General features: G+C 40.6%; 21 protein-coding genes. 2 read left to right on the forward strand and 19 right to left on the reverse strand.

Annotated elements, in window-relative coordinates; all coding sequences use genetic code 11:
- Positions 1-22: 22 nt before the first annotated feature.
- The 15 genes from WKT01_RS10960 to WKT01_RS11030 all read right to left on the reverse strand — a co-directional run bounded on the left by WKT01_RS10960 (position 23) and on the right by WKT01_RS11030 (position 18,277).
- The gene (locus tag WKT01_RS10960; protein WP_059066177.1) at positions 23-1,426 is read right to left on the reverse strand and encodes an alanine/glycine:cation symporter family protein; all 1,404 of its coding nucleotides are present in this window, start codon (positions 1,424-1,426) and stop codon (positions 23-25) included.
- Complete coding sequence (locus tag WKT01_RS10965; RefSeq protein ID WP_117975753.1) at positions 1,416-4,079, reverse strand: translation factor GTPase family protein; 2,664 nt, start codon at positions 4,077-4,079, stop codon at positions 1,416-1,418. The genes WKT01_RS10960 and WKT01_RS10965 overlap by 11 nt, the downstream gene beginning before the upstream one ends.
- A gap of 115 nt (positions 4,080-4,194) precedes the next feature.
- Complete coding sequence (locus WKT01_RS10970; RefSeq protein ID WP_117975754.1) at positions 4,195-5,607, reverse strand: aldose epimerase family protein; 1,413 nt, start codon at positions 5,605-5,607, stop codon at positions 4,195-4,197.
- On the reverse strand, positions 5,604-6,482 hold the full coding sequence (locus tag WKT01_RS10975; RefSeq protein ID WP_340312341.1) for a dihydrodipicolinate synthase family protein: 879 nt from the start codon (positions 6,480-6,482) through the stop codon (positions 5,604-5,606). The genes WKT01_RS10970 and WKT01_RS10975 overlap by 4 nt, the downstream gene beginning before the upstream one ends.
- Before the next feature lie 9 nt (positions 6,483-6,491).
- Positions 6,492-7,928, reverse strand: a complete 1,437-nt coding sequence (locus WKT01_RS10980; RefSeq protein WP_340312342.1) for an aldehyde dehydrogenase family protein — start codon at positions 7,926-7,928, stop codon at positions 6,492-6,494.
- 23 nt (positions 7,929-7,951) lie between these two features.
- On the reverse strand, positions 7,952-8,962 hold the full coding sequence (locus tag WKT01_RS10985) for a 6-bladed beta-propeller (RefSeq protein WP_270396207.1): 1,011 nt from the start codon (positions 8,960-8,962) through the stop codon (positions 7,952-7,954).
- Between the two features lie 4 nt (positions 8,963-8,966).
- Positions 8,967-9,809, reverse strand: coding sequence for an SDR family NAD(P)-dependent oxidoreductase (locus tag WKT01_RS10990; RefSeq protein WP_117975757.1), 843 nt, complete (start codon positions 9,807-9,809; stop codon positions 8,967-8,969).
- 15 nt (positions 9,810-9,824) lie between these two features.
- Positions 9,825-10,859: a lactonase family protein gene (locus WKT01_RS10995; RefSeq protein WP_117975758.1), complete on the reverse strand. Its 1,035-nt coding sequence runs from the start codon at positions 10,857-10,859 to the stop codon at positions 9,825-9,827.
- A gap of 12 nt (positions 10,860-10,871) precedes the next feature.
- Entirely contained in the window at positions 10,872-11,825 is a 954-nt protein-coding gene (locus WKT01_RS11000) for an ABC transporter permease (RefSeq protein ID WP_117975759.1), read from the reverse strand.
- Positions 11,822-13,333, reverse strand: coding sequence for a sugar ABC transporter ATP-binding protein (locus tag WKT01_RS11005; protein WP_117975760.1), 1,512 nt, complete (start codon positions 13,331-13,333; stop codon positions 11,822-11,824). Before WKT01_RS11005 ends, WKT01_RS11000 begins: the two co-directional genes overlap by 4 nt.
- 3 nt (positions 13,334-13,336) lie before the next feature.
- Positions 13,337-14,320, reverse strand: coding sequence for an ABC transporter permease (locus WKT01_RS11010; protein ID WP_117975761.1), 984 nt, complete (start codon positions 14,318-14,320; stop codon positions 13,337-13,339).
- A 47-nt stretch (positions 14,321-14,367) separates the two neighbouring features.
- Positions 14,368-15,432, reverse strand: a complete 1,065-nt coding sequence (locus tag WKT01_RS11015; RefSeq protein WP_117975762.1) for a sugar ABC transporter substrate-binding protein — start codon at positions 15,430-15,432, stop codon at positions 14,368-14,370.
- Positions 15,433-15,536: 104 nt separating this feature from the next.
- Positions 15,537-16,184, reverse strand: coding sequence for a dihydroxyacetone kinase subunit DhaL (gene dhaL / locus WKT01_RS11020; RefSeq protein WP_117975763.1), 648 nt, complete (start codon positions 16,182-16,184; stop codon positions 15,537-15,539).
- Between the two features lie 15 nt (positions 16,185-16,199).
- A complete protein-coding gene (gene dhaK, locus WKT01_RS11025; protein WP_117975764.1) occupies positions 16,200-17,189 on the reverse strand; it encodes a dihydroxyacetone kinase subunit DhaK in 990 nt (329 codons plus the stop codon).
- A gap of 77 nt (positions 17,190-17,266) precedes the next feature.
- On the reverse strand, positions 17,267-18,277 hold the full coding sequence (locus tag WKT01_RS11030) for a LacI family DNA-binding transcriptional regulator (RefSeq protein ID WP_270396211.1): 1,011 nt from the start codon (positions 18,275-18,277) through the stop codon (positions 17,267-17,269).
- Positions 18,278-18,518: 241 nt separating this feature from the next.
- Here WKT01_RS11030 and WKT01_RS11035 point away from each other — a divergent pair, with 241 nt between their 5' ends.
- Positions 18,519-19,322, forward strand: a complete 804-nt coding sequence (locus WKT01_RS11035; RefSeq protein WP_117975766.1) for an SDR family NAD(P)-dependent oxidoreductase — start codon at positions 18,519-18,521, stop codon at positions 19,320-19,322.
- A gap of 2 nt (positions 19,323-19,324) precedes the next feature.
- Here the strand turns inward: WKT01_RS11035 and WKT01_RS11040 are convergent, their stop codons facing one another.
- Positions 19,325-20,290 carry an aldo/keto reductase gene (locus WKT01_RS11040; protein ID WP_117975767.1) on the reverse strand — a complete coding sequence of 322 codons (966 nt, stop codon included), beginning with the start codon at positions 20,288-20,290 and terminating at the stop codon, positions 19,325-19,327.
- A 205-nt stretch (positions 20,291-20,495) separates the two neighbouring features.
- On the opposite strand from WKT01_RS11040, the gene WKT01_RS11045 reads away from it, so the two are divergent.
- Entirely contained in the window at positions 20,496-21,968 is a 1,473-nt protein-coding gene (locus tag WKT01_RS11045; RefSeq protein ID WP_340312346.1) for an aminoacyl-histidine dipeptidase, read from the forward strand.
- A gap of 11 nt (positions 21,969-21,979) precedes the next feature.
- On the opposite strand, the gene WKT01_RS11050 is transcribed toward WKT01_RS11045, so the two are convergent.
- From WKT01_RS11050 to WKT01_RS11060, 3 genes are all read right to left on the reverse strand, one after another.
- Positions 21,980-22,327 (reverse strand): hypothetical protein, encoded by a 348-nt coding sequence (locus WKT01_RS11050; RefSeq protein ID WP_270396342.1) that lies wholly within the window; start codon positions 22,325-22,327, stop codon positions 21,980-21,982.
- Positions 22,324-22,680, reverse strand: coding sequence for a PqqD family protein (locus WKT01_RS11055; protein ID WP_270396344.1), 357 nt, complete (start codon positions 22,678-22,680; stop codon positions 22,324-22,326). The genes WKT01_RS11050 and WKT01_RS11055 overlap by 4 nt, the downstream gene beginning before the upstream one ends.
- Positions 22,681-22,760: 80 nt before the next feature.
- The gene (locus WKT01_RS11060; RefSeq protein ID WP_117975771.1) at positions 22,761-24,641 is read right to left on the reverse strand and encodes an OPT family oligopeptide transporter; all 1,881 of its coding nucleotides are present in this window, start codon (positions 24,639-24,641) and stop codon (positions 22,761-22,763) included.
- Between the last annotated feature and the right edge of the window lie 150 nt (positions 24,642-24,791).

Raw genomic sequence — 24,791 nt, forward strand, 5'->3', positions numbered from 1 at the left:
TTTGTAAATTCTGTATTCTTTTTTATTTCCAACACTGTGTATTCTCTATTCCAATTTCTTCTGCTTTAAAAACGGGATCTTTTCCTTCTTTTTTCTGTCTTTCATAATCTTTTAATACAAGGAGAGCTTTCTTTCCAAGCAGCAAAATCGCTATGATATTTACCGCAGCCATGCATCCCATTGTTATATCCGCAAAATTCCATACTACAGAAAAATCTGCCTGCGCTCCAAGAAAAACAGCAAGAAGGCATGTGCATCTAAAGACAAAAAGAACTTTTTTATTGTTTTTGATAAATAATAGATTTGCCTCCGTGTAGTAATAATTTCCAACAAGACTGCTGAATGCGAACGCAAAAATAGAAAGCGTGATAAAATGGATCCCCCAGTTTCCTACATTTGCGGAAATAGCTTTCTGCACAAATGGAATCCCATCCAACGTCCCCGGGATACCTTCTATGCCGGAGAGTAAAAGCATCACTGCAGTAGCTGAACAAATCAAAAGCGTATCAATAAAAACGGATAATACCTGTACCATCCCTTGTTTTGCCGGATGGCTGACAAATGCGGCAGCAGCGGCATTTGGCGCGCTTCCCATACCTGCTTCATTAGAAAAAAGTCCTCTTTTTATCCCGATCACCACTGCGCTTCCCGCCATGCCTCCCATAATCGCCTTCACATCAAATGCCTGCGAGAGAATAGATGCGACCACTCCCGGAAGAGCCGGAAGGTTCAGACAGATGGTAACTACTCCTATCAAAAGATAAATGCCGGCCATGATCGGAACCATAACAGATGTAATAAATCCAATCCGATGTACACCTCCAAAGATCACAAAAGCCGTTGCCAATGCTAAAAGCAGGCCTACGATTGCCGGATAGGCAGACTTGCCATAACCGGGAATATAATATTCCAACGCAGACGACATATTAAACGACTGCAAGCCATTGAAACCATAAGCAAAACATATGATCATAAGAATAGAAAAGATAATCCCAAGCCAACGCTTTCCCAGCCCCTGCTCCATATAATACGCCGGTCCGCCTCTAAAATCCGCCCCATCTTTCACCTTATAAACCTGGGCCAGTGTACTCTCGATAAAAGCAGAGGCGCCTCCTATCACGGCCATCAGCCACATCCAAAAAACTGCTCCAGCTCCCCCTGCCGCAATGGCAGTTGCAATTCCCGCGATATTTCCGGTACCTACACGGGATGCTGTTGAAATCATTAACGCCTGGAAAGAAGAAACTTGTTTCTTTCCATCCTCCTCTTTTTCTTTCTCCTTCAATACATGAAACGCTTCTTTTATCATCCTTACCTGTACGAATCGTGTACGTATTGTAAAATACACTCCTGTCCCTATAAGCAGGAATAAAAGCAGATATGTATACATAAAATCATTGATTGTTCCTAAAATATTATTTAACATCCTCTTCCTCATTTCCTCTCAATCTTATTTTCTCCATAGCTTCTGCCGCGTCTTTCTGTAAATACTGGAAAAGATAATTTCTATGGACTGTATCTTTTCTCAAGTATTCCTCCCGCAGTTCTTTTTCCGCCAGTTTGATCTCTTCCTTCAATCCTGCTGCCGACATCCTGCGTGCCCCCTGTCCTAGTATAATGACTTGTTCCAGGGCATCAGATGTAGCAACAGTAACATCATATTGACGTCCTATACGCCGTACTGTTTTCTCAATATATTGATCTGCCGTCTCCGCCTCTTTTGTATAGACAACATAGATATTATGATATTTCATTACCTCGCCTAAATTTCCTTCTACTTTATAAGCGTCAAAGACAAGGATTACCGTACATTTTTTATATCCTTGATAATTGCACAAGATATCCATTAGTTTACTGCGGGCGCCTTCTATGTTTTTTTCGGAAAGTTCCTTTAGCTCCTCCCATGCAAAAATGATATTATATCCATCCACCAACAGGTATTCTTCTTTTTTCTTTTCTTTTCCCCGGGACTCCCTTTTCCCCGTACCCTCTGCTTTTTTCACTGCATGCACTGTAACAGGACCTGTCTGATACCCTCTTTTTGCCGGATCCGGCGTCTTTACATAGATGGCATCCAGTTCTTCCTGTGTCAATTCGATCCTGGATACAGGCGGAGGATTAAAAGAAGGCGTCTGTTTTTTTGCTTCTTCTTTGACAGCATAACAGCTTTCCATGTGTGCATACTCTTCTACTTGATACCAGGGAACTACAAAGCCGGCTCCATGTGAACAGAATACTGAACCTGTAGGGTTTTCTGTATCTGCCTCTGCATCATAGCCTATACGAGAGACGATCTCCTCCTGCTCCTGGCAAGGCTCGTATCCTTTCAGTTCACAAAACAGACGTCCCTTGCCTCTTGTATAAGAAATAAACTCCTTTTGGTATCCCCTCATCTGGGATACAGGCGCACTGCCGCTTAATGTGACGATTTCTCCCGTCATCTTTGGGGGCGCAAAGCTGCCCTGCATCTTCTGGATGTCTGCCATTGCCCTTCCAGCCATATCCTGTGAGAGTTCCATTTTAAATGCATAGTACGGTTCTAACAAAACAGACTCTGCCTTTTTCAGTCCCTGCCGCACTGCCCGATACGTCGCCTGTCTGAAATCTCCGCCTTCCGTATGCTTCTGATGTGCCCGTCCTGCAAGCAGAGTGATCTTCATATCAGTGAGCGTTGCTCCGGTAAGCACTCCTTTATGTTCTTTCTCCCCTAAATGCGTCAAAATCAACCTCTGCCAGTTGCGATCCAGTATATCTTCACTACAGTCAGACGCAAACTGAAGGCCACTTCCCTTCTCTCCCGGTTCTAACAACAGATGTACTTCCGCATAATGCCGGAGCGGTTCAAAATGTCCAACTCCTTCCACAGGAAATTTAATTGTTTCTTTGTACACAATATTTCCTTCTGTAAATTCCACCCATACACCAAATCGTTCCTTGATCATACGGATCAGCACCTCTGTCTGCACCTCTCCCATCAGCTGGGCATGTATTTCTCCTATCTGTTCTTCCCATACTATATGAAGTTCTGGTTCTTCCTCTTCCAACATTTTTAGATCTGCCAACATTTTATGTACATCGCACTCATCCGGCAGAACAATCCGATATGTCAGCACCGGTTCCAAAACAGGGAGTGCCGATTCCGGTTCTACCCCCAGTCCTTCCCCCGGATAGGTATGCGAAAGTCCTGTTACTGCACACACATTTCCTGCTGTCACACAGGAACTATTTGTGTATTTCGCGCCGGAATATACACGTATTTCATTTATTTTTTCTCCAGAGTCATCCACACTGTCTCTGACCTTAAGTTCTCCGCCTGTTACTTTCAAGTAAGTCAGACGGTTTCCTCGTTCATCTCTGCCGATCTTATATACTTTCGCACCAAAATCTTTTGAATATTCTGACTGCTCTGTAAATCGTAAAATCCCGTTTAAAAGTTCTTCCACACCTTCCATATAAAGCGCAGAACCAAAATAGCAGGGGAATACATTTCTGGTGCGGATGGCTTTTCTGATGAGTTCATCACCGATCTTACCAGATTCCAGGTATGACTCCATCATTTTTTCATCACAGAGGGCGAGATTTTCTAAGGCTGTATCATCCAGATGACTAAAATCCATGCAGCCTTCTCCAAACTGACGCTCTAATTCTGCCAGGATTTCTTCTTTGTCTGTGCCATCTTGATCCATCTTATTGACAAAAATAAATGTCGGGATCTCATATCGTTTCAAAAGCCTCCAGAGCGTCATCGTATGTCCCTGCACGCCGTCCGGACCGCTGATCACGAGTATTGAATAATCCAGTACCTGCAAAGTACGCTCCATCTCCGCAGAAAAATCCACATGCCCCGGCGTATCCAGAAGTGTCACATCCATTCCTTTCCAATCAAACACCGCTTGCTTTGAGAATATCGTGATCCCCCGTTCCCGTTCCATATCATATGTATCTAAAAAGGCATCCTTGTGATCCACACGCCCGGCTTTACGCAGCTTCCCGCTTAAAAACAGAAAACTCTCGGACAGCGTTGTTTTTCCTGCGTCGACGTGGGCTAAAGTACCCAGAATTAAAGATCTTTTGATCATTCTTTTCACTCATTTCTTTAAACAATGCCTAAATTATAACACAGCTGTTAATGAAAGTCGATAATTCTCCTACTATATAAGAAAATGGTGTTATGCAATACATAACACCATTTTCTTATATATAATGTACAAGTTTTTCATCGTACTTTTCTCTTCTCACGATTTTTACGCCTGCATATCCTACTGCGATAACAGCAAATGGTACAAGCTTTTCTCCACACTTTAGATAGTCCGATAATTTTTTTACCCTTTCACTATCTGGATACATTCCCATCCATACTCCGTCTATACCTTCCTCTTTTGCTGCCAGTAAAATTGTTTGTGCACATGCGGCTAAATCTTGTATCCACCACATATTCCCTTGTTTATCCTTCTTCATAACTTCTCTATTCATACAAGGAATAATCAAAGCGCCTGCCTCGGCCGCCGGCCCTGCATATGGACTCATCAAAGAAATTCTTTTTTTATCTTCTTTTTTACTGACTACAAAAAATTCCCATTCTCTGTTATTTCCTGCACTCGGGGCAGTCATAGCATGGCGAAGGATTGCTTTTATTTTCTCTTTGGTTACGACTCTTTTCAAAAACTTCCGAACAGAATTTCGTTTTTCTATAATCGAGTTTTCAAATTCTTCTTTTAATTTTCTGTTTATGTCATTATTCTCAATCGAAATACTATATACAGCAGTTTCTTCTTTGCCAGGATCTAAAATATGTATTCCTCTTTTTTTAAACGGATCGGCCCCCTCTGAAGGCAGCCCCGCCATTCCATTGCATGGTTCCAGACACAAATACGGTGCTGACGGTATAGACCACAAGGAAAAATGGCTAAAATCCGGGAAATCAAGTATCACCTTTATATCATGCAGAACACTTTTTATATACACTCTTTCCGAAGAGAGGCCTTCAAAATTCCACGCTCCGTTTTCAAACATATCGGCTTTCAGCTTGATACTTTTTTCTCTTTCAAGACAAGGTATAGGCTTTCCGATCATTCTGCCGTCCATGAGAGGATACCTGCATGCCGTTTCTTCTTTCTCAAATTCCACATAATAGTCCTCGTATGCTTCTTCTTCATGCAAAGGAAGCCGAAATCCTATATGTTCTCCAATCGAATATGGCATTTTCTTATCAGACGTGTTGCTTATATACTGCTCTACATGCACAATATTTTTATCTAGGCTATATACAATTTTTAAAGAGAAAGAAAATGGATAATACTGTCGGGTTTCCTCATTGGAACATAAAATACAAATCAACTGATTTTCCTTGGATATAACAGAGAATTTTTGATATCTTGCAAAACCGTGCAAAGGCATCTGGTATATTTTTCCCTCATATTCATACTGATTATCCTTCCAATCTCCCACAGCCGGAAATAACAATGGAGAATGTTCATTCCAGTATCGGGTATCTCCTTGCCAGATAAATTCTGTCTCTGTCTGAATATCCTGTAAAGAAATCACTTCCGCTCCCAATTCTGAAACTGTCAGCGATACATATTCATTGCGAATATTATATGTTTTCATCCTCCATTCCTCTCCAGATAGTCTAAAATCTTTTTGCCCTGCTCCCTCTGTCTCTCCGTAATAGGCATGCTAGGTGCTTTCAATTCTCCACACGGTATTCCCATAACCTGCAGCGTCGCTTTAATTGTCGGAAAAAGTCCCGTTTCATTTAACATATCTTCCACATCATTAATATTTCTCTGATATTTTAATGCCATCTCATATTCTTTACGGCATGCTGCCCCATATAATTTTTTAGCAAATACACCTGTCAAATTAAATGTACCTCCTATCGCACCGTTTGTTCCCATGATCAATGCCTGCAATAGGATATCGTCAAATCCTGTAAAAAGTGTAGCTTCTGGTTTTTTCACACGTATTCTGTCCAACAAGTAATAATCGTTATGTGTAAACTTCATGCCTATAATATTTGGATGTTCTAAAAGTGTTTCTAACATATTTTCTGTAAAATTCACTCCTGAAAAAGAGGGAATTACATAAATCATCAAAGGTAATTTACTATGGTCCGCTATATCATAATAATACTGTTTGATTTCTTCTTCACTATATTTATGAAAAATTGGTGCTATAAGTGTAGCCGTTGCATATCCATTTGCAGCTGCAGCAGTTCCCAATTCCAGCACTTCTTCTCGTGATATTGCTGAAATATTAGCAACCATATCAACTTTTCCATTTATTTCTGCCGCCGCAACCTCCAGCAATCTCTTCATAGACTCTGTAGACATCTTATATCTTTCTCCCATTGTTCCACCGACTAATATCCCATCCGCTTTACAATGATCTATACTGTGTCTTATGACACTTCTCGTCCCTTTCTCATCAATCTCCCCGTTGTCTTGAAATGCCGTTACAATCGCTGTATATATTCCTTGCATAACATCCTCCTATAAAACTCCTTTTAATATATAATTCTTTTCCTGCGTCAACTCTTCTAATGTCCGAGAAATACCTTCTCTTCCGATTCCACTTTTCTTATATCCACCAAATGCCAGATCTGGAACACGGTATGCACTGCCTCCGTTAATAACATTCCCAGCGGTCTGTAATCTAGAAGATACAGAAATGGCTCTACCTACATTTCCGCTAAATACAGATCCAGAAAGACCATAGCAAGACTGATTTGCAATTCGAATTGCCTCTTCCTCTGACCGGATTGTTATAATTGGGAAAACCGGTCCAAAGATTTCCATATCTTTTGCCACATCCATCTCTGCAGTCACACCTGTCAGTACAGTCGGCTGAAAGAAGGCTTTCTCATACCGCTTGCCACCCAAAGCACATTGTGCTCCCTGTGCAATACAAACATTTACTTGTTCTTCTACTTGAATTGCTGCTTTTTCGCTGATCAGACAGCCAACCGTATATGCCGGATCCATGGGATCTCCCATTTTCACCTTCGACAGCTTATCTACTAATTTACGAGTAAATTCTTCTTCTACCTTCTCGTGTACTAAAAATCGCTTACTTGCACAACAGATCTGCCCGGCATTTCCTAATCTGCTTCCTATTGCTTCATCTACAGCCAGATCAACATCTGCATCTTCCAGTACAATGAAAGCATCATTTCCCCCTAATTCCAAAAAGACTCTGGTTAAATTAGCTGCAGCCTTCTTATAGATTTCAGTTCCTACTTCTGTACTTCCTGTCATAGAGATTGCATCCAAGCCTGGATTTCCGCATAAATAGTCCCCCACTTTAGAACCTCGACCTGTTACTACCTGTACTGCACGCTTCGGTACACCGGCTTCATACAGCAGTTCAACCATCATAGTAATTGCCAACGGATTATTTGTTGGTGGTTTTACTATCACAGAATTTCCCGCTACCAAGGCAGGCATTACTTTATGTGAGAAGAGATCTACAGGATAATTAAACGGAAGTATAATGGCCATAACGCCCAGCGGTTCTCTCCTGGTAAAAATAATATCCGTTTCTTCATTTCCAAGTGTACTGCCGCCTGGCATACAATTCCCATATAGGTGTGCCGCCATCTCACAATACCCTCTTGTTACCTTCGTACACACATCAAACTCTGCTTCTGCTTCTACTAGTGTTTTTCCTGTTTCCAGCGTTAAAATTTTTGCGATATCCTTTTTCTTCGCTTCATATAGATGAATATATTTATATATGATCTCATTTCTTTTTCCCTGAGAATAAGCCCCCCACTCCAACAGTCCTTCTCTGGCCGCTGTCACAGCTTCATCGATCAATGCCTCTGGTATTTCCGGAACCGTATCTACTACTTGTCCATTTACCGGATTTGTGATTTCCATTTGTTTCAAATCTTCTCCTGTCTTTTTCCCATTAATATATACCAACATGCTCTTTTCCTCCTACCATCTTATTAATCGCATTTTTTCAACTTTAATAATGAATACGGTATATCCTGACTTAAGGTCATAATATATAAGTTTCCTTTTGAGTCTCCACAAAAGCCATGTGTCATCAAAGAGGACATATAGAACCCGATCTGTGCGGCAATTTCCATATTATAATCAAAAATTGTCACGCCTCCTCGTTCTCCTACATAGATATATTGGTCATCTGCCCATATCTCTGACGGCTGATAAAGACCTTCTGAGCAATACATCAAAAGTTCTCCCTCATCTGTAAATACTTGAATGCTGTTTCCTTCTCTGTCCGCCACCCATATCCTATCCTTCTTATCAACCCATAGACTATGCATGACAAAGAATTTCCCCGGTCCTATTCCCGGCGCCCCCCATGTATGCTGCAGCGTTCCATCCTGTGAAAATTTATGTAAAGCACAGTTTGCATAACCATCACTTACGAAAATGTCGCCTTTTGACGTTTCCACAGCACATGTCGGACGATTAAATGGTTCTGCCGCTCGTTTAATCGACTTGATGCTCTCAATAAAGCTCCAATCTTTCTGAAAGGGAAGATTCATCGGTATGATATTTCCTTCCCGATGCATATCTCTCCAAATATTTCCCTGATATCCACTGTCACTTGGAACACCATAATTTCCAAAATCACGTATTACCTCACCGTCAAGAGATAGTTCACGAATCACATGAGCATTTGCATCTGCACACAACAATGTATTATGCTCTGTTATAAATATAGAATGGATAAACTGAAATAATCCTTCTCCAAAATCTCGAACATATTTCCCATTCTGGTCCATCACAACAATTGGATGTTTATAATCACGGGTAACTAAATAAAGAAAATCTTCTTTATCACAACATCCTGTACAAAGCGGCGCATATTTCAGAAAATCCGGAAGTTCCAACACCTCTTTTTGTAGTTCATATCGAAATTCTCCATCCTGCAGAATCACTTTTGCCTGTGTATCTCTTTCTTTACTCCCACATACGATTTTCATCATTTGTCTACCACCTCCGCTTAAAATTGCACCACACTTTAAACTCTTCATCGTCTTTCGGACGGTTTTCAGGAATTCCCGGCAGAGAAGCCGCTCCATCAATCACAAGGTTCGCACCTGTAATATAAGAGGCCTGCTCACTGGCTATAAAAGATACTGCATTTGCTATATCTTCCGGTGTTCCCATTCTCTCTAAAGGCAGCTGTTTCCATAGATTATCCAGATCTTCTATCTCCTGTTCACAAACCCCTTCTTCTCTCATTTCCTCGCTCGTTCTCACCCTGATCGGTCCTGGCGAAATACAATTTGCCCGGATTCCATAAGGAGCCAGATCTAAAGCAAACGTCTGTATAGAACGTATCAGACCAGCCTTTAATCCGCCATATAGCTCATCATATGGATACGCCCTTATGCCACGGCAGGAAGAAATAAATATAATATTTCCTTTAATCTTATTCTCACCCATGATCCTGCCCGCTTCCCGGGCTGCCATCAGATAAGAACGGAAATCTAAATTGATCAAAAAATCAATCGTCTTCTCATCCATCTCATAAATACTATTGACCAGAGACTGTCCGGCATTGCATACCAGTAAATCAAGTCCTTCAAGTTCATGATATGCTTTCTGCACAAATTTCTCTGCCTCACCTTTCTCATTTAAGGCTGCCTGATGCGCGAAACATTTTACCCGATATTTCTCTTTGATTTCTTTTACCAGTGCTTCTGCCTGCACCTTTCCACGTTCCGAACTATATGTAAAAGAAATATCGTATCCATCCTTTGCCAGTCTTCTTACGATTCCTCTTCCAATTCCTCTGCTGCCACCTGTAATTGCTGCTTTTTTATTCATATTGCCTTTCCTTTCTTACTCACATACTACACATGTTATTTCCGGAATCTGAACGGAACAACTTCTTTTTAATTCTCCTGTTATTTGATCCAATGTAAACACAACTAAAACATCTGAGTACTGGTTTGCGGCCAGTACATATTTTCCGTTCTTTGTTATTGTAAACATTCTGGGATGGCTCCCTCCAGATCCAACTGTTTGTCTATAATCTAATTTTCCGCCCTCTTTTATAGAAAAAATGGAAATATAACCTTCCTTTTCTGCATTTTCTCCCCATGTCCTTGTCGATGCCAATAACCATTTCCCATCCCAGGTCACTTCCACTTCACCTGCAATAAATTCTCCTGGTATTTCTGGGGGCAAAATAGAAATTCTCTGTATTTCTTTCCATTTTTCTCCTTCTAATATAAATGTATAAATCACATTTTGTAATTCACATATAACATATAGCACTTTTTTATTTGAATGCAGTACCGCATGCCTAGGTCCATCTCCTGCTCTCACCGGTATGATTTCCTCAAATTTCAAATCTCGGCCACTAATATCATAAATGTATATTTGGTCTGTCCCCAGATCAGGCACAACTAACTTATTTTGATATATGATATGTACTCCATGAGGATGTGCGTTTTTTTGACGCTGTGTGATACTTCTCCCCTGATGATAAACTCTTTTTACCTCCTTTGACAGCCGTTCTCCTTCTATCCATACCATACCGATATCGCCGCTCTCATAATTGGCATAAAAAATTCTTTTTCCCTCTTCATCTATACTGATGTGACAGGGTCCCTTTCCCCCTATTTCCAGACTATCTAAAAGGGTCAGTTTTTCAGAATCAAATATTTTATATAGCGTGATCCAGGTATGTTCCTGATTTTCATTTAATGCACACAGAAGGTTTTTTTTCCAATTTACTGCAATAAAATTAGGATTTTTACAATTTTTTTCTACTCCTCTTATGAAAATCTTTTTCGCTTCATCATCAAATTCGCAAATATAGATTCCTTTTGAAGCCTTGGTATATCCTCCTGTAAATATTGTTTGCTGCATTTCTCTTCCTCATCACATTTTATTTTTTATGGAGTCAATATACATCATCAAAAAGATGATCAATGCCTTAGCCACCTGAAACAGATAAATATCCGCCCCTACCATTGTCAGACCATTTTCAATCATTGTCAGAATCAGGACTCCAACAAACGCCTTAGGAAAAACATTCCCTTCCCCGCCAGCCAGAGAGACTCCTCCCAGAACAACCGCCGATACAGCTGTAAATTCATATCCATCGCCTAATTCTCTTGTAATGCTTCCTAAGTTTATCGAGATCAGTAATCCTCCAAGACCTGCAAACAAACCGGAAATCACAAAAGCTGCCAGCTTATAATTCTTCACACTGATTCCTAATTTTTCCGCAGCTGCCGGATTAGAGCCAACCGCAACCAGCTTTCTTCCAAATGCGGTATATTTTAAAACAATCTGCATCACCAACATAATGACTAAAATAAATATAATAAAGCTGGACAGGCCAAATATCTTTATGTTACGGAACTTCAAAACTTCATCCGGCATATTGATCGCCACTGTATTTGTTAGTTTTACGACAACTCCTACCAAAACCAATTTCATGGACAATGTTACCAGCCAAGCATTTAATTTCACTCTGGTTACCAACACGCCGTTTATAAGTCCTACCGCGGCTCCCAAAAGAGGCATGAGCAACATACACAGATACGGATTCCATCCATAATTCACCATCAAAAGCGCACTGACTGATGCTGCAAACCTACAGTTTGCTCCTACAGACAGATCTAGTTCTCCGACGATCAGCGCAAAGGTGAGTCCGATTCCTATAGATAACATCAAAGTAGAATTTCTTAAAATAGTAATTCCATTCGTAGCCGTAAAAAAATGTTCAGATAGAACAGAAAACGTAATAATCATCAGAAGTCCAAATATATACACCGCATTATTGAGAGCTGTTAATTTTATATTTTTAAGTTTCATGGTTTTACTCATTTTCTGCCCTCCTTTTCTATTCCAAGACAAAGATCCATCAAGCACTGTTTATTGATATCTTTCTTTTTTACTTCTGCTGTTATTTCTCCATTTCTTACAATCAACACTCTATCGCATAAATTCAAATTCTCTTCTATTTCTGAAGATACCATTACAACTGTACACCCTCGTTGTGCCAGTTCTAAAATCTTTTTATGAATGAAAGATTTCGCATTGACATCAACTCCTCTTGTGGGTTCATCGATAAAAAATATATCCGGATTTTTGCCGATACATCTGGCCATCACAACTTTCTGCTGGTTTCCTCCGCTTAAAGTTCCAACGGATACATTTTCGTCCGGTGTTTTAATCTCCATTTCCTGAATCATTTCTTTTGCATATATATGTTCCTTCTTCTCATTCATTTGTATATTTGAAAATTTACGCAGATTCGCCATCGTAATATTCTTCCAAATAGGCATAGGCATAAACAAACCATCCTGATGCCTGTCTTCTGTTACATAGGCACATTCTTCCAATAACCTATGTCCGCTGATCTTTACCATGTCGCCATTTGAACTTCTTCTATATACATTTCCACTGTCTGCTTTATCCAGTCCTAAAATGCTCCTTATAATTTCTGTTCTTCCAGAGCCCAACAGACCCCATAATCCTAAAATTTCTCCCTTTTTTGCTGTGAAATTTACGTTTTTAACCATAGGATAACAATTCAGATCCTCTACTTTTAAAACATCTTCCCTGTTCGTCTCTTCCGTCCGGTTAATAATCGTTTCTACCTCTCGTCCAGCAATTCCAGTGATCAAATCTCTTGTACTTACTTCACTCATCCGGAAATCTCCTACCACTTTTCCGTCTCTCATTACTGTTGCTCTGTCACATACGCGGATAATTTCATCTAGAAAGTGCGTAATATACATAACGATCTTCTTCTGTTCTTTTAATTGTCCGATAATGCGGAATAAATTCTCTTTTTCCTCAATAGACAGCGATGATGTCGGTTCGTCAAATAAAACGATTTCTGCACTCCTTGCCAAAGCTCTTGCAATTTCGATCATCTGCCTTTGTCCTACTGTAATATTTTTCACTAACTCTTTTGGATTTACGTCTGCACCAATCATCTCCAGGTATTTTGCCGCATCCTTAAACATTCTCTTATACTGCAGACATCCTGCTTTTTCATATTTCTGCATATTGTATATAAAAATATTTTCTGCAACCGTAATATCCTTGAATACAACCGCTTCCTGGTGGATCAATGCGATCTTATTTTTTTCAGAATCTTTTTGATTTCTAATTTCTGTCTTTATACCATCTATATAATATTCTCCTGAATCTATACAGATTTCTCCCGCCAAAGCATTCATAAATGTAGATTTACCGGCTCCGTTAATTCCTATAACACCTAATACTTCTCCTTTGTCCGCCGCTATACTTACATCATTTAAAGCATGTACTCCTGGGAAATATTTATGTAATCTTTTTGCCTCAAAATATTTTTGGTTTTGCATATTTTATACCTCCCTCCTCACTTTTGAACGGATAGTATCAAAATACGTAATAAAAATAAATACTAAACCTTTTATTATTTGAATCGTATAATAATCAATTCCATATAATACCAGCAAATTCGATAAGCCATTAATTGTAAATGCTCCTACAAAAGCTCCTAGAGCAGTTCCTACTCCCCCTTTTATACTCGCTCCACCGATAATCGCCGCCGCAATAACATCCAAAGATGTTGAATCAGACGCTAATGACAGTGAAGAGGAAGATAATCTGGCTGTTAACGCAACCGCTGCAATTCCTGACAAAATACCAGAAATAAGATACACTTGAATTTTTACTCTACTAGTCGGAATCCCACATGATTCCGCACTCTTTTCGTTTGTTCCTATCGCATAGATACAACGTCCAAATCCTGTCTTAGTCAATAAAAATTGTAGAATAATCAAGCAAATGATCATAGCAATTATATTTGCGTGAAATGGACCGTAATAACTGCCAAATAGTTTTGTAAATTGCTGTGGTATAGGTATGCTGCTTGAATTAGTCACTTTCAATGAAAGTCCGTTTGCGATCAACATTGTAATCATTGTTGCTACAAACGCATTAATTTTTAATTTAGCCACTGATAACCCATTAAACAACCCCGCCGTAATGGATACTGCAAATATGCAGCAAATTCCTAAAACTATACTTCCTGTATTTTTCATTATCAGCGCACCTATACAACCAGAAAGCATCATCACAGAAGGAATAGACAAATCAATACCTCCACTTACCATAACGTAGATTTGTCCGGCCGCCATAATTGCTACTGCGCTACACTGGATCAAAATACTGGATATATTTCTTGCATTAAAAAAATTAGGACGAGTAAACAGGATAATAAGTAGGAAAGCTATAACAACCAGCAGGCTTATAAGAACAAATTCTTTATCTTTTCTGTTTATAAAGGCGTTTTTTTTGTCAACACAATATTGCCGTATACTCATAGAAACCTCCTTTTAATTCCGGCAGGCGTATGCCTGCCGGCACACACCTACTTTTCTGTTTTTTCTACATAATCATATACCCAAAAATGATTTTCGCTTAACAGTGGCTCTATATTCTCCTGTGTAATCGCCTCTGATTTCACAAAAGAATCGCCTGGTTCCTCACCTAACGCAAGTTTTACTGCATTTTCCACTGCATTTTCTGATACAGCCTTCAAATCTTCATAACCTGTTGCATCCAGGTATCCACTCTGAATCATTTCCAAACCGATTTCACATCCACCGGCAGCTGCCAGATAAATATGCCCTTCTTCTCCAGACTTGATCCATTGTCCCTGGCCTTCCAGTACACTCTGTACGCCCAACATCAGATCTTCATTAGGGGTAAAAATAAGATTTGCTTTTTCATTTGCCTGTAAAGTAGGTGCTAATTTATTCATAACTGTTTCCACAGACCAATTACTTTCAATATCTGCTACGATTTTTGCCCCGTTATCTTCAACTGCCGCTTCACAACCTTCTCCATAGCGCATGGCATTTTGATCTTTCAAGTCCCCCTGTACACGGATTACTTGAATGTCTTCTGCTGCGATTCCATCTTCTACCATTTTTTTGATCGCAGCATCTACAGATACATAGGCTGTATCATAGGTATCCGGTCCAACTGTAGAATCAGCTTCTGGTCCGCCAGGTGTCAGTCTGCGGCAAAATGACATAAACTTTTTTCCTGCATCATGCGTCTCTGTGATGGAAGACCAAATAGCTGTTGTATCAATTGCTCCTGATATAACAACATCTACATCTTGGTTTAACAAATCCCTGATCTGCGTCTCTTGAGCCGCCGCATCATCTCCGGCAGTTGTTTCTATTAATTTGATCTGTACATCATTCTCTTTATTCCAGTCTTCTACGTACCATCTCAAATAATCTGCCATAGCTGACCATGCCTGAGTTCCTAAAGATGGCCATGCAATTCCAATTGTTACTTCACTTTTTTTGCCATCCTCCTCTTTTTCTTCCGTCTGGGAACAACCAGTAAGGCCTAAACCTGTTAAAAGTGCTGCGGACAATACAATTGCCAAAATCTTTTTCATTCTTTTCTTCACCTGCATACTTTTTCTCCTTTTTGTTTATAAAAATTACTTTCCTATTTAAACAAATAGTAAAATTGCTCCGGATCGATTTTACTATTTGAATAAATTCTCTTTTCCTATAATTATTTGATTAAATTCTTTATAATAAATTCAGCCAGACATTCTAATTGTATCGACATTGTCACTGCTCCGGGATCCAGATATCCTACTGATTTATCTTCCCGATAGCTCGCCCGTCCTCTGACTGCTTCCATATTTTTAGTACTTTCCGCCCCTTCTTTTGCCCCTCTTTTCAATTCTTCCAGACAACTTTTACTGTCTTCTCCTTTCTCAATTGCCCGTGCATATGCTTTAGAAGCAGGATATATTGTATCCAGCATCGTCTTAAAACCTGGCTTCGTATTCCCTCTCTGTGCGATCGCAGAAGCCCATCCTTCTAATATATCCGACAATAACTTTGGCGTGATTTCGTCCTTTCCTTCCAATAATTTTGATGTTTTTAAATATGCACTTCCATAAAGTACTCCGGACGACCCGCCCATTGCAGACATCATAGTCATGCCTATATTACGGTAAAATTCCGCATAACTACATGCACTCCACTCCTCCATTTTTTCTGTTAATTTCTGAAAACCTGTGTCTAAATTCAGCCAATGGTCCCCGTCTCCTGTTTCTGCATCCAGTTCTGTGATATACTCTTCCTTATCATGAATCTGAGCAGCCACCTCACGTAAATAATTCATGTAATCTTCTTTTCTTAATTCAAACATTTTATCTCTCCTCTACTATTCAACACATAATGCTGGTGTCATACAAGGTCTGTCCAATAACCGCTTTAACTCTTCATCTAATTCCATGAGCGAGACAGAACAGCCTGCCATTTCCAAAGAGGTCATATAATTACCTACCATAACCTTATATGTAACCACCTCTTCTTTTTCAAAAACCTTTTTCAGACTCGCCGCCAATACATATAATTCCATCTGCGGAGTACCGCCTAATCCATTTATAAGAACTGCAACCTCGCGTTTCCTGTAATCTAAATCCTCCAAAATTCTATTCAACATAATCTCTGCCAACTCATCTGATGATTTTAATTCCATTTTTCTAATACCAGGTTCCCCATGTATTCCCATACCTAGTTCAATCTCATCTTCACCAATATAAAAACCTGGTTTCTTTAATCCTGGAAGAATGCATGTCCCCAATGATATTCCTAAGCTGCGTATATGATCAATGGCCTTTTGTGCCACTGCTTTGACTTCCTCCAGTTCCGCCCCTTCTGCTGCCCGGGCCCCTGCAATCTTATGAACAAAAACAGTTCCTGCTATTCCTCTTCGTCCTGTAGAATAGGTACTGTCTTGTACTGCTACATCGTCCTTTACAACTACACTTTCTACTCGAATACTTTCCTCCTCTGCTAATTCTTTGGCAATAGAAAAATTCATGAGATCACCCGAGTAATTTTTTAGAATTACAAGAACTCCTCTTCCTGTGTTCGCTTCCTCTATTGCTTTTAATATCTGATCAGGTGAAGGCGAAGCAAATAAATTTCCTACTGCAACGGCATCTAACATACCTTCTCCTATATATCCCGCATGTGCAGGTTCATGCCCGCTTCCTCCAAGAGCTACGAGCCCCACTTTTTCTTTCCTTTTCTTCATCGCTACTGTACGATATTCCTTAAACCATTGAAGTTCTTTGTGTGCAAACACAAAACCTTCCAGCATTTCATCTACAATATTCTTTGGATCATTCATTATTTTTTTTACCATTTTTCTTCCTCCTAAAATGGAAACGCTTCCATATTTTTCCTTTTTTAATCCAGACATCTGTCTGGATTAAACTTATTTTATCTATTGACATTGACTACGATTTTAGATTTCATATAGTATTTTCTTGCAGGTAGTTCAGGATCTTTTATCCTTTCCATCAACATTGTTGCCGCCAGTCGTCCCATCTGCAAAGGATCTCTTTCAATATAACTATACTTTAATTTTTCAAAAGTATCCAATTTATCAAAAGAAATGCATTGAATATCTCTTCCTAGTTTTAATCTCGCATCATATACGGCCTTAATAAAACCGATTGTCGTAAGGTTATTACTCGTAAATACAATTTCAGGATACTTGCCTGTAGCTAGCATATTTCTGGTAATGTCGTATGCCGTCTTCACTGTAAAATCTCCATTATAAACATACTTTTCATTAAGCTCTATTCCGCTTTCCTCTAAAGCCTGCGCATACCCCTTGTATCTATCTCTGGCTGTCTTTGTCCGTAAATCTCCTGTAATAATCCCTATCTCACTATTCCCTTCTGCAATTACAGCTTTTATTGCATTGTACGAATTTGCCGTATTATCAAAATACACAACATCCCATTCATAAAAATTTAGTCCTGAATCCATGAATACTACAGGTATATATAATGATTCTACTATTTCTTTATACTCTTTTAATCCCCCCTTATTAAGATCATTGATTGCAGGAGTAACTATAATTCCTTTTAATTCCTGCTGCTTCAGCGTATAAAGTATTTTTTCTTCTTTTATAAAGTCCTTATCCGAATTACATAAAATCAGTAAAAGATCCTGCTGTTCCAATACCTCTGATATACCTTCTACAGCCGCAGCAAAATATGGATTATGAGCTTCTGGTACGATAACTGCGACCATATTACTTTCTTTCTTTGCAAAATTTCTCGCAGTTGCTGACGGTACATAATCATATTTTTTTATCACTGCTTCTATCTTAGCTCGCGTCTTTTCATTTACATACCCTCTATTATTCAATACTCTGGATACTGTTGCTATTCCTACTCCAGCTTTAGAGGCAATATCTTCTATTGTCATTTTTGTTTTCACCTATCCCCCCCCCCCTTTTTGTGGAATCGTTTCCCGTCTATGCATTTAGAATATCACGTTCATATATGCATTTCAATATACATTTTCCCCAATATACAAATCACATTTTTGTAACTAATATACATATTTTGACTTTTTCCAAAAATAATATTGCTTTTATTTTTCAAAAATGCTATCTTTATGAAAAGCTTTGTGTGGAATCGCTTTCATATTTTTATAAAAACAAGGAGGTTTATTTCGTATGGATTTACATTTAAAAAATAAAATTGTATTAATAACTGGTGGAACTACCGGTATAGGAAAAGCCGCTGCCTTAGAATTCTTAAAAGAAGGAGCCGAAGTCATCGTCTGTTCACGTTCTGAAGATAAAATAAACTCCTTTTTAAAAGATGCAGAACGAAAAGGCTTCTCTCCTTCTGCCTTTTCTGTAGATGTATCAAACGAAGAAGAATTTAAAAACTTTATAAATAAGATTGGTCATGCACATGGTCATATTGACGTATTATTCCATAATGCTGCACTTGGTCATATGTCCTATTTGACACAATTGGATAAGCATACATGGGATACTATTCTCAATACAAATCTTACTTCTGCCTGGATGGCAGCTAAGTTTATTCTTCCATTTATGAAAACTAGCGGTGGAAACATTATATTAACGTGTTCTTTGGCTGCCAGGATCGCAACCACCTCCGTAGGTGTTTACGCTGTTACCAAAAGTGGCATTGCCTCTTTGACTAGGCTTCTTGCCTCTGAGCTGGCCCCATACAATATACGTGTCAACGCTGTATCGCCTGGAGTTATTAATTCTGACATGGTAAAAGAGACTGTATTGAAGACTAAAGGACTGCCATATGTTTGCCATACTGCTGTTATGCAGCGCATAGGAACCCCTGAAGAAGTTGCTAAACCTGTAATATTCTTAGCTTCCGATGCCGCTTCCTTTATTACCGGTGAAGTCCTGGATATATCCGGTGGGAAATTCATTGTCCAAGACCCCTGGGCTCCTTGGGAAGATTTCCATATGTGTAAACCTTATATATAAATTTATCTTCCTTTTTCCAGCCATGTTACTTCTTCCGGAGTCAGCACGATCCGCAATGCCTCTGCATTATCCTTCACATGGCTTTCCTTTGTCGGACTGACGATCGGAAACAGCTGCATATCCTGCGCAAGCAGCCAGGCCAGACAGATCTGCGACACCGTATATCCTTTCCTGTCCGCAAGCTGTTCCGCCCGCTGCAGGCGTTCTCTGTTTTTGGGGCAGTCATATTCTGCGATCGTTCCCCATCCAAGACACTCTTCAATCGCCTTTTGCCCGTCTGTGCGGTATTTGCCGGAAAGGAAGCCTCTCGCCAACGCAGAGTAAGGAAACGTACATACCCGTGCATCTTCTGCCCATTTGCGCAGATCTTCATTCTCCTTGCGAGCCATAGAAACGCTTCCTCCCCAGGGATCTGTTGCAAGTTCGGCAAGACTAAAACACGGACTGATCGCCTCAAACCCCGCAAGTCCATGCGCCCTGGCATATTCGTTTGCTTCGAGAATACGAGGAAGCCGCCAATTAGAACCGCCGAATTTCCCGATGATCCCCTTGTCCTTATATTCATTCAAAACTTCTACGATCTCATCCACCGGCTTCGTCTCATCATCCCGGTGGAGTATATAGAACTCTACCTTTTCTGTCTTCAATCTTCGTAAAGATTCTGTCATATGACTGCGTATCGTATCCGCAGAAAATATATCTTCGCTCCCATTCTGCCCCGGGTTGCATCCTTTGTCCAGAAGCACGATTTCTTTGCGCACTCTTCTTTTATCCATCCATGCGCCTAGATTTTCTTCCGCTTGTTTATAACTGTGGGCCGTATCAAACACTCGAAAACCGGCCTCCCACGCCATATCCAGACACTCAAATGCCGCTTGTTGATCATCTCCTTCTAAAATGGCCGTGCCCGTACCGTATACCAGCCTGGACAATGGAGCGTCTATTCCTTCTATTTTTATCTGTTCCATATGCTTTCCTTTCTGATCCGAAATCCTGCTTTATTTTTACATGTAGTTTTTGCAGTCCATTATTCACATTATACGCAATTTTATTTTCTTTGACTAGTGTAGTTTATCTATATCTGATCCATAATAACAATGCACATCCAAATAAAATCTGTTATAATCTAAAATGAAATATTTTAAAATTTGTAAAGAAATGAGGAGATACTATATGGATTATAAGATCAAAGGATATAAGCCCGAACAATTATTTCACTTTTTTGAAGAAATCAGTGCAATACCAAGAGGTTCCGGCAATGAAAAGCAGATCAGCGATTATCTTGTAAACTTTGCGCAAAAAAGAAACTTATGGGTATATCAAGATTCCAGTCATAATGTCATTATTAAAAAAGAAGGAAGCAAAAACGCTGCCTCTCTTCCTCCTATCATGCTCCAGGGACATATCGACATGGTATGTGAAAAAAATAAAAATGTACAGCACGACTTTACAAAAGATGGTCTGACACTGGAAGTAAAAGACGGAATACTCTATGCCGACGGCACTACACTGGGGGCAGACAACGGAGTCGCAGTAGCGCTGATGCTCATGGTCCTGGATGATGAGGACATCACACATCCCCCTCTGGAATGTGTATTCACCACAGAAGAAGAAGTAGGACTTTTAGGAGCAAAAGCGTTGGACAAATCTTTACTCTCTGCCCGTACGATGATCAATATGGATTCTGAAGAAGAAGGGATCGCTACGGTAAGCTGTGCCGGAGGCGTCCGGATAGAGCTTACCAAAACCGCTGAAAGACAAACTCTGGACGGCACACTCTTACGCCTCTCGATAAAAGGGCTCTTAGGGGGACATTCCGGGAGCGATATCCACAAAGAACGCCATAACGCAAATCTTCTGATGGCAAGGATATGCTGCCGTCTGCTGGAAGAATCGGCATATCACCTGGTGGAACTAAACGGCGGAAACAAGGATAACGCAATCCCCCGCGACTGCGATGCCACCCTGCTTTTTACCGATTCGAATACCGCCGTAAAAGCAGAGGAACTCGCCCGCCGTCTATTCGGCCAGTTCCAAGAGGAAATACTGCCGGATGAGCCCGCCTTTTCCTGGGAGATTACAATGGAAAAAAATTCCTCGGCAAAGGTCTTCACCGCAGAAGATTCCAGAGCCTTCCTTCTGGCCATGTATCTTGCTCCAAACGGTGTGCATAAACGTAATCTGAAAATGGATGGATTTGTAGTCGCTTCTTCTAATCTGGGCGTCGTAAGAACAGAAGATGACAAACAGACGATCATCTTCTCTCCTCGTTCCTCCGTCGCCTCCCTTTTGGAAGAATTAAAAGCACATTTCAAGCTCCTTGCAGAAACATTCGGATTTACCGCCGCATTTATCGGAGAATACCCCGGCTGGAGTTACAATGAAACTTCCGCCATACGTAAAGTTTTCCAGGAAAGTTATCAAGAACTTTTCGGACAGACTTTAAGAATAGAGGCGATACATGCCGGTCTGGAATGTGGACTGTTCTGCGATGCGATCCCCGGATTAGACGCCATTGCCGTAGGGCCTACGATCCTGGACTGCCATACTCCGCAGGAGCACCTGCCGTTAGATTCCTTTGCACGCTTTTATCAATTTTTAAAAGATGTATTACAGCGGCTTGCAAATGGAAACATACCGTCTTAAATATGCACAGATCACCGTCTGATACGGTATTTGACAACCATACCTTCTTTTTCTTCGGTGATCATCCGCTGCTTGATCATATAAGGAAGGATAGAGGATAAAAATGCTTTTTTATCTGTCACTTGTATCCTCTCTCTACTGAAGGGCTGGCTCGCCGTCAGCCCTTCCACGATCTTTTCCAACTCTTCTGCCGACATAGGTCCCTTTCTTTTCAGCGCCTTTTTTATTTTGGCCACTCCTTTAGCAGAAAGCAGATTTGACAGATCCTGCTGCTGGCGCATAGAACGCCAGAGTCCCCATGCGTAGATCACGGCTGCCGCAGCGGCAAACAACAAAATATACGGAATATAGCGCATCATGATTTCTTTTCTGCTCCTTTCCAGAAGATCAAGTGCTGATCTTTCAAAATTTCCATAAACTTGATCAATCTTGAAAGTGCATTTTCCATTTTAGGAAATTTCTTCTCCAATTCCAGCGAAATCGCATGCACATCTTTCTCGCCGTCTATCAAGTTCCAGACAAAACTGCCATAATCATCCATATCAATCTCACTTACTCTCGGCCGATGAAAAAATTTCTGTGCGATTTTTGCATAAAATCCTTTCCATTCGATCAATAAAGTCACTTTTCCTTTTTCATCCGCATGATATTCGATCTCTGCGTTCTTTACCGGCACAAAATCCAGATAATTTTGGTCTTTTCCTTTTTTCAATCTCGATACCTCCTGACAATGTAAGAAACAGCCTGCAAAAACAGGCTGCATCCTACACAGATCTTCTTAGAAAGATCCTTTTATTTTTCTTTTTTTACACATAACATATAAAGTCCTGCCAGGAGTACAAAGAAGATAATAAAGCTTCCAATCTGTGGCAATGAGAATGGCAGTATGATCTTAGAATCCACTTTCCAAACCGCCAATGCGGCAAGTATGATTCCGACGATACCTTCTCCTGCGATCATACCAGATGTAAAGAGCAGACCCTTGTCCACACGTTTTTTCTTTTCTTCTTCGCTTCCTTTACGGCGCTCAACAAGATAGCGTACAGCTCCGCCGGCCATGATGCCTGCACTTAAACTAAACGGCAGATACATACCGACCGCAAACGGAAGGACAGGTATCTTTATGATCTCTACCACGACAGCAATACATACTCCCACCAGGATCAGTCCCCACGGCAGTTCTGCATTCATGATCCCTTCTACCAGCATTTTCATCATCGTTGCCTGAGGAGCCGGTATCTGGTCAGAGCCATATTTCCATGCGGCATTTAGCAGATACAGAACAAAGCCGATCGTAACAGAGGATGCCAATACGCCCACCATCTCGCCGATCTGTTGTTTCTTTGGCGTTGCGCCGACAATGAAACCTGTCTTTAAATCCTGTGAACAGTCGCCTGCGATCGCAGCGATCACACAGATGATACCGCCGATGGCAATCGCTCCCACCATACCTGTTGTGCCGTCTGTTCCCGTTGCTTTTAAAAGCAGCGTCGCAATGATCAGTGTCGCGATCGCCATCCCGGAAACCGGATTATTAGAAGAACCGATCAGTCCTACCATACGGGAAGATACCGTCGCAAAGAAGAACCCAAACACAACAACCACAAGGGCTCCGATCGGACTTACCGGAAATGCCGGAAGAAGCCAGATCGCAATTGCGATAACAAGGATCATCACGAGCAGGATCGGCATCGGAATATCCTGCTGTGTACGCGGAAGATCCGATTTATTCTTATTATTGGACATACTCGCCATGGCTTGTTTAAATGTACGGATGATAAGCGGAAAACTTTTTACAAGGCTGATGATACCGCCGGCCGCCACTGCTCCTGCTCCAATATATTTAATATAACTTCCCCACAAATCTGATGGAAGCAGTTCGCTGATAGACTTTGTCGCCGGGAAGATTGTCGCTCCTGCTCCAAACAACGCGATCATCGGCATCAGCACAAACCAGCTCAATGTTCCTCCCGCAAGCATATAACTGGAAATCTTCGGACCACATATATAGCCTACACCAGCCAGAGCAGGCAGTACCTGTATTCCTATATGAGAACCTGCATATCCTTTAAAATCATATCCAATCTCACTTGGAAAAAGCTTAAAACCATCTGCGATAAACTTATATGCCGCCGCGATTCCAAGTCCGGCAAATACAGTCCCCGCCTTGCTTCCCCCTTCTTCTCCAGCGAGAAGAACTTCCGCACAGGCTGTTCCTTCCGGAAATGGAAGTGTTCCATGTTCTTCTACGATCAATGCCTGACGCAGAGGTACCATAAAGCATACTCCAAGGATACCGCCTACAAAGGCTACCAAAAAGATCGTCAATATACTAGGTGTATCTATTTTCCCTTCTTCTGCCCACAAAAACAGAGCAGGCAGTGTAAAAATAGCTCCCGCCGCTACAGATTCTCCTGCAGACCCTATCGTCTGTACCATATTGTTTTCCAGGATCGAATCTCTGCGCAGTATCACACGCACGATTCCCATGGAAATAACAGCCGCAGGAATAGACGCTGATACTGTCATACCAACGCGAAGTCCCAGATAAGCATTTGCCGCCCCGAATACGATAGCCAGAAGAATACCGATCAGGATAGATGTTACGGTAAATTCGGGAACAACTTTTTCCGCCGGAATATATGGTTTAAATTCCGTCTTATTCTTTTGCATAAATTGTTTCCATTCCTTTCTTTTCTACTTTTTTTGATATTTTTTAATCAGTCTTGATAGATTATATCATTTTATGCACAGAAAAGAAAGAGAAAAATAACTTTTGTAAAATTCTGTAATCTTCTCTATCTCTACAGACAAAAAAGGGGT

The organism is Mediterraneibacter sp. ICN-202921 (assembly GCF_037890075.1).
Lineage (GTDB): Bacteria > Bacillota > Clostridia > Lachnospirales > Lachnospiraceae > Mediterraneibacter > Mediterraneibacter massiliensis.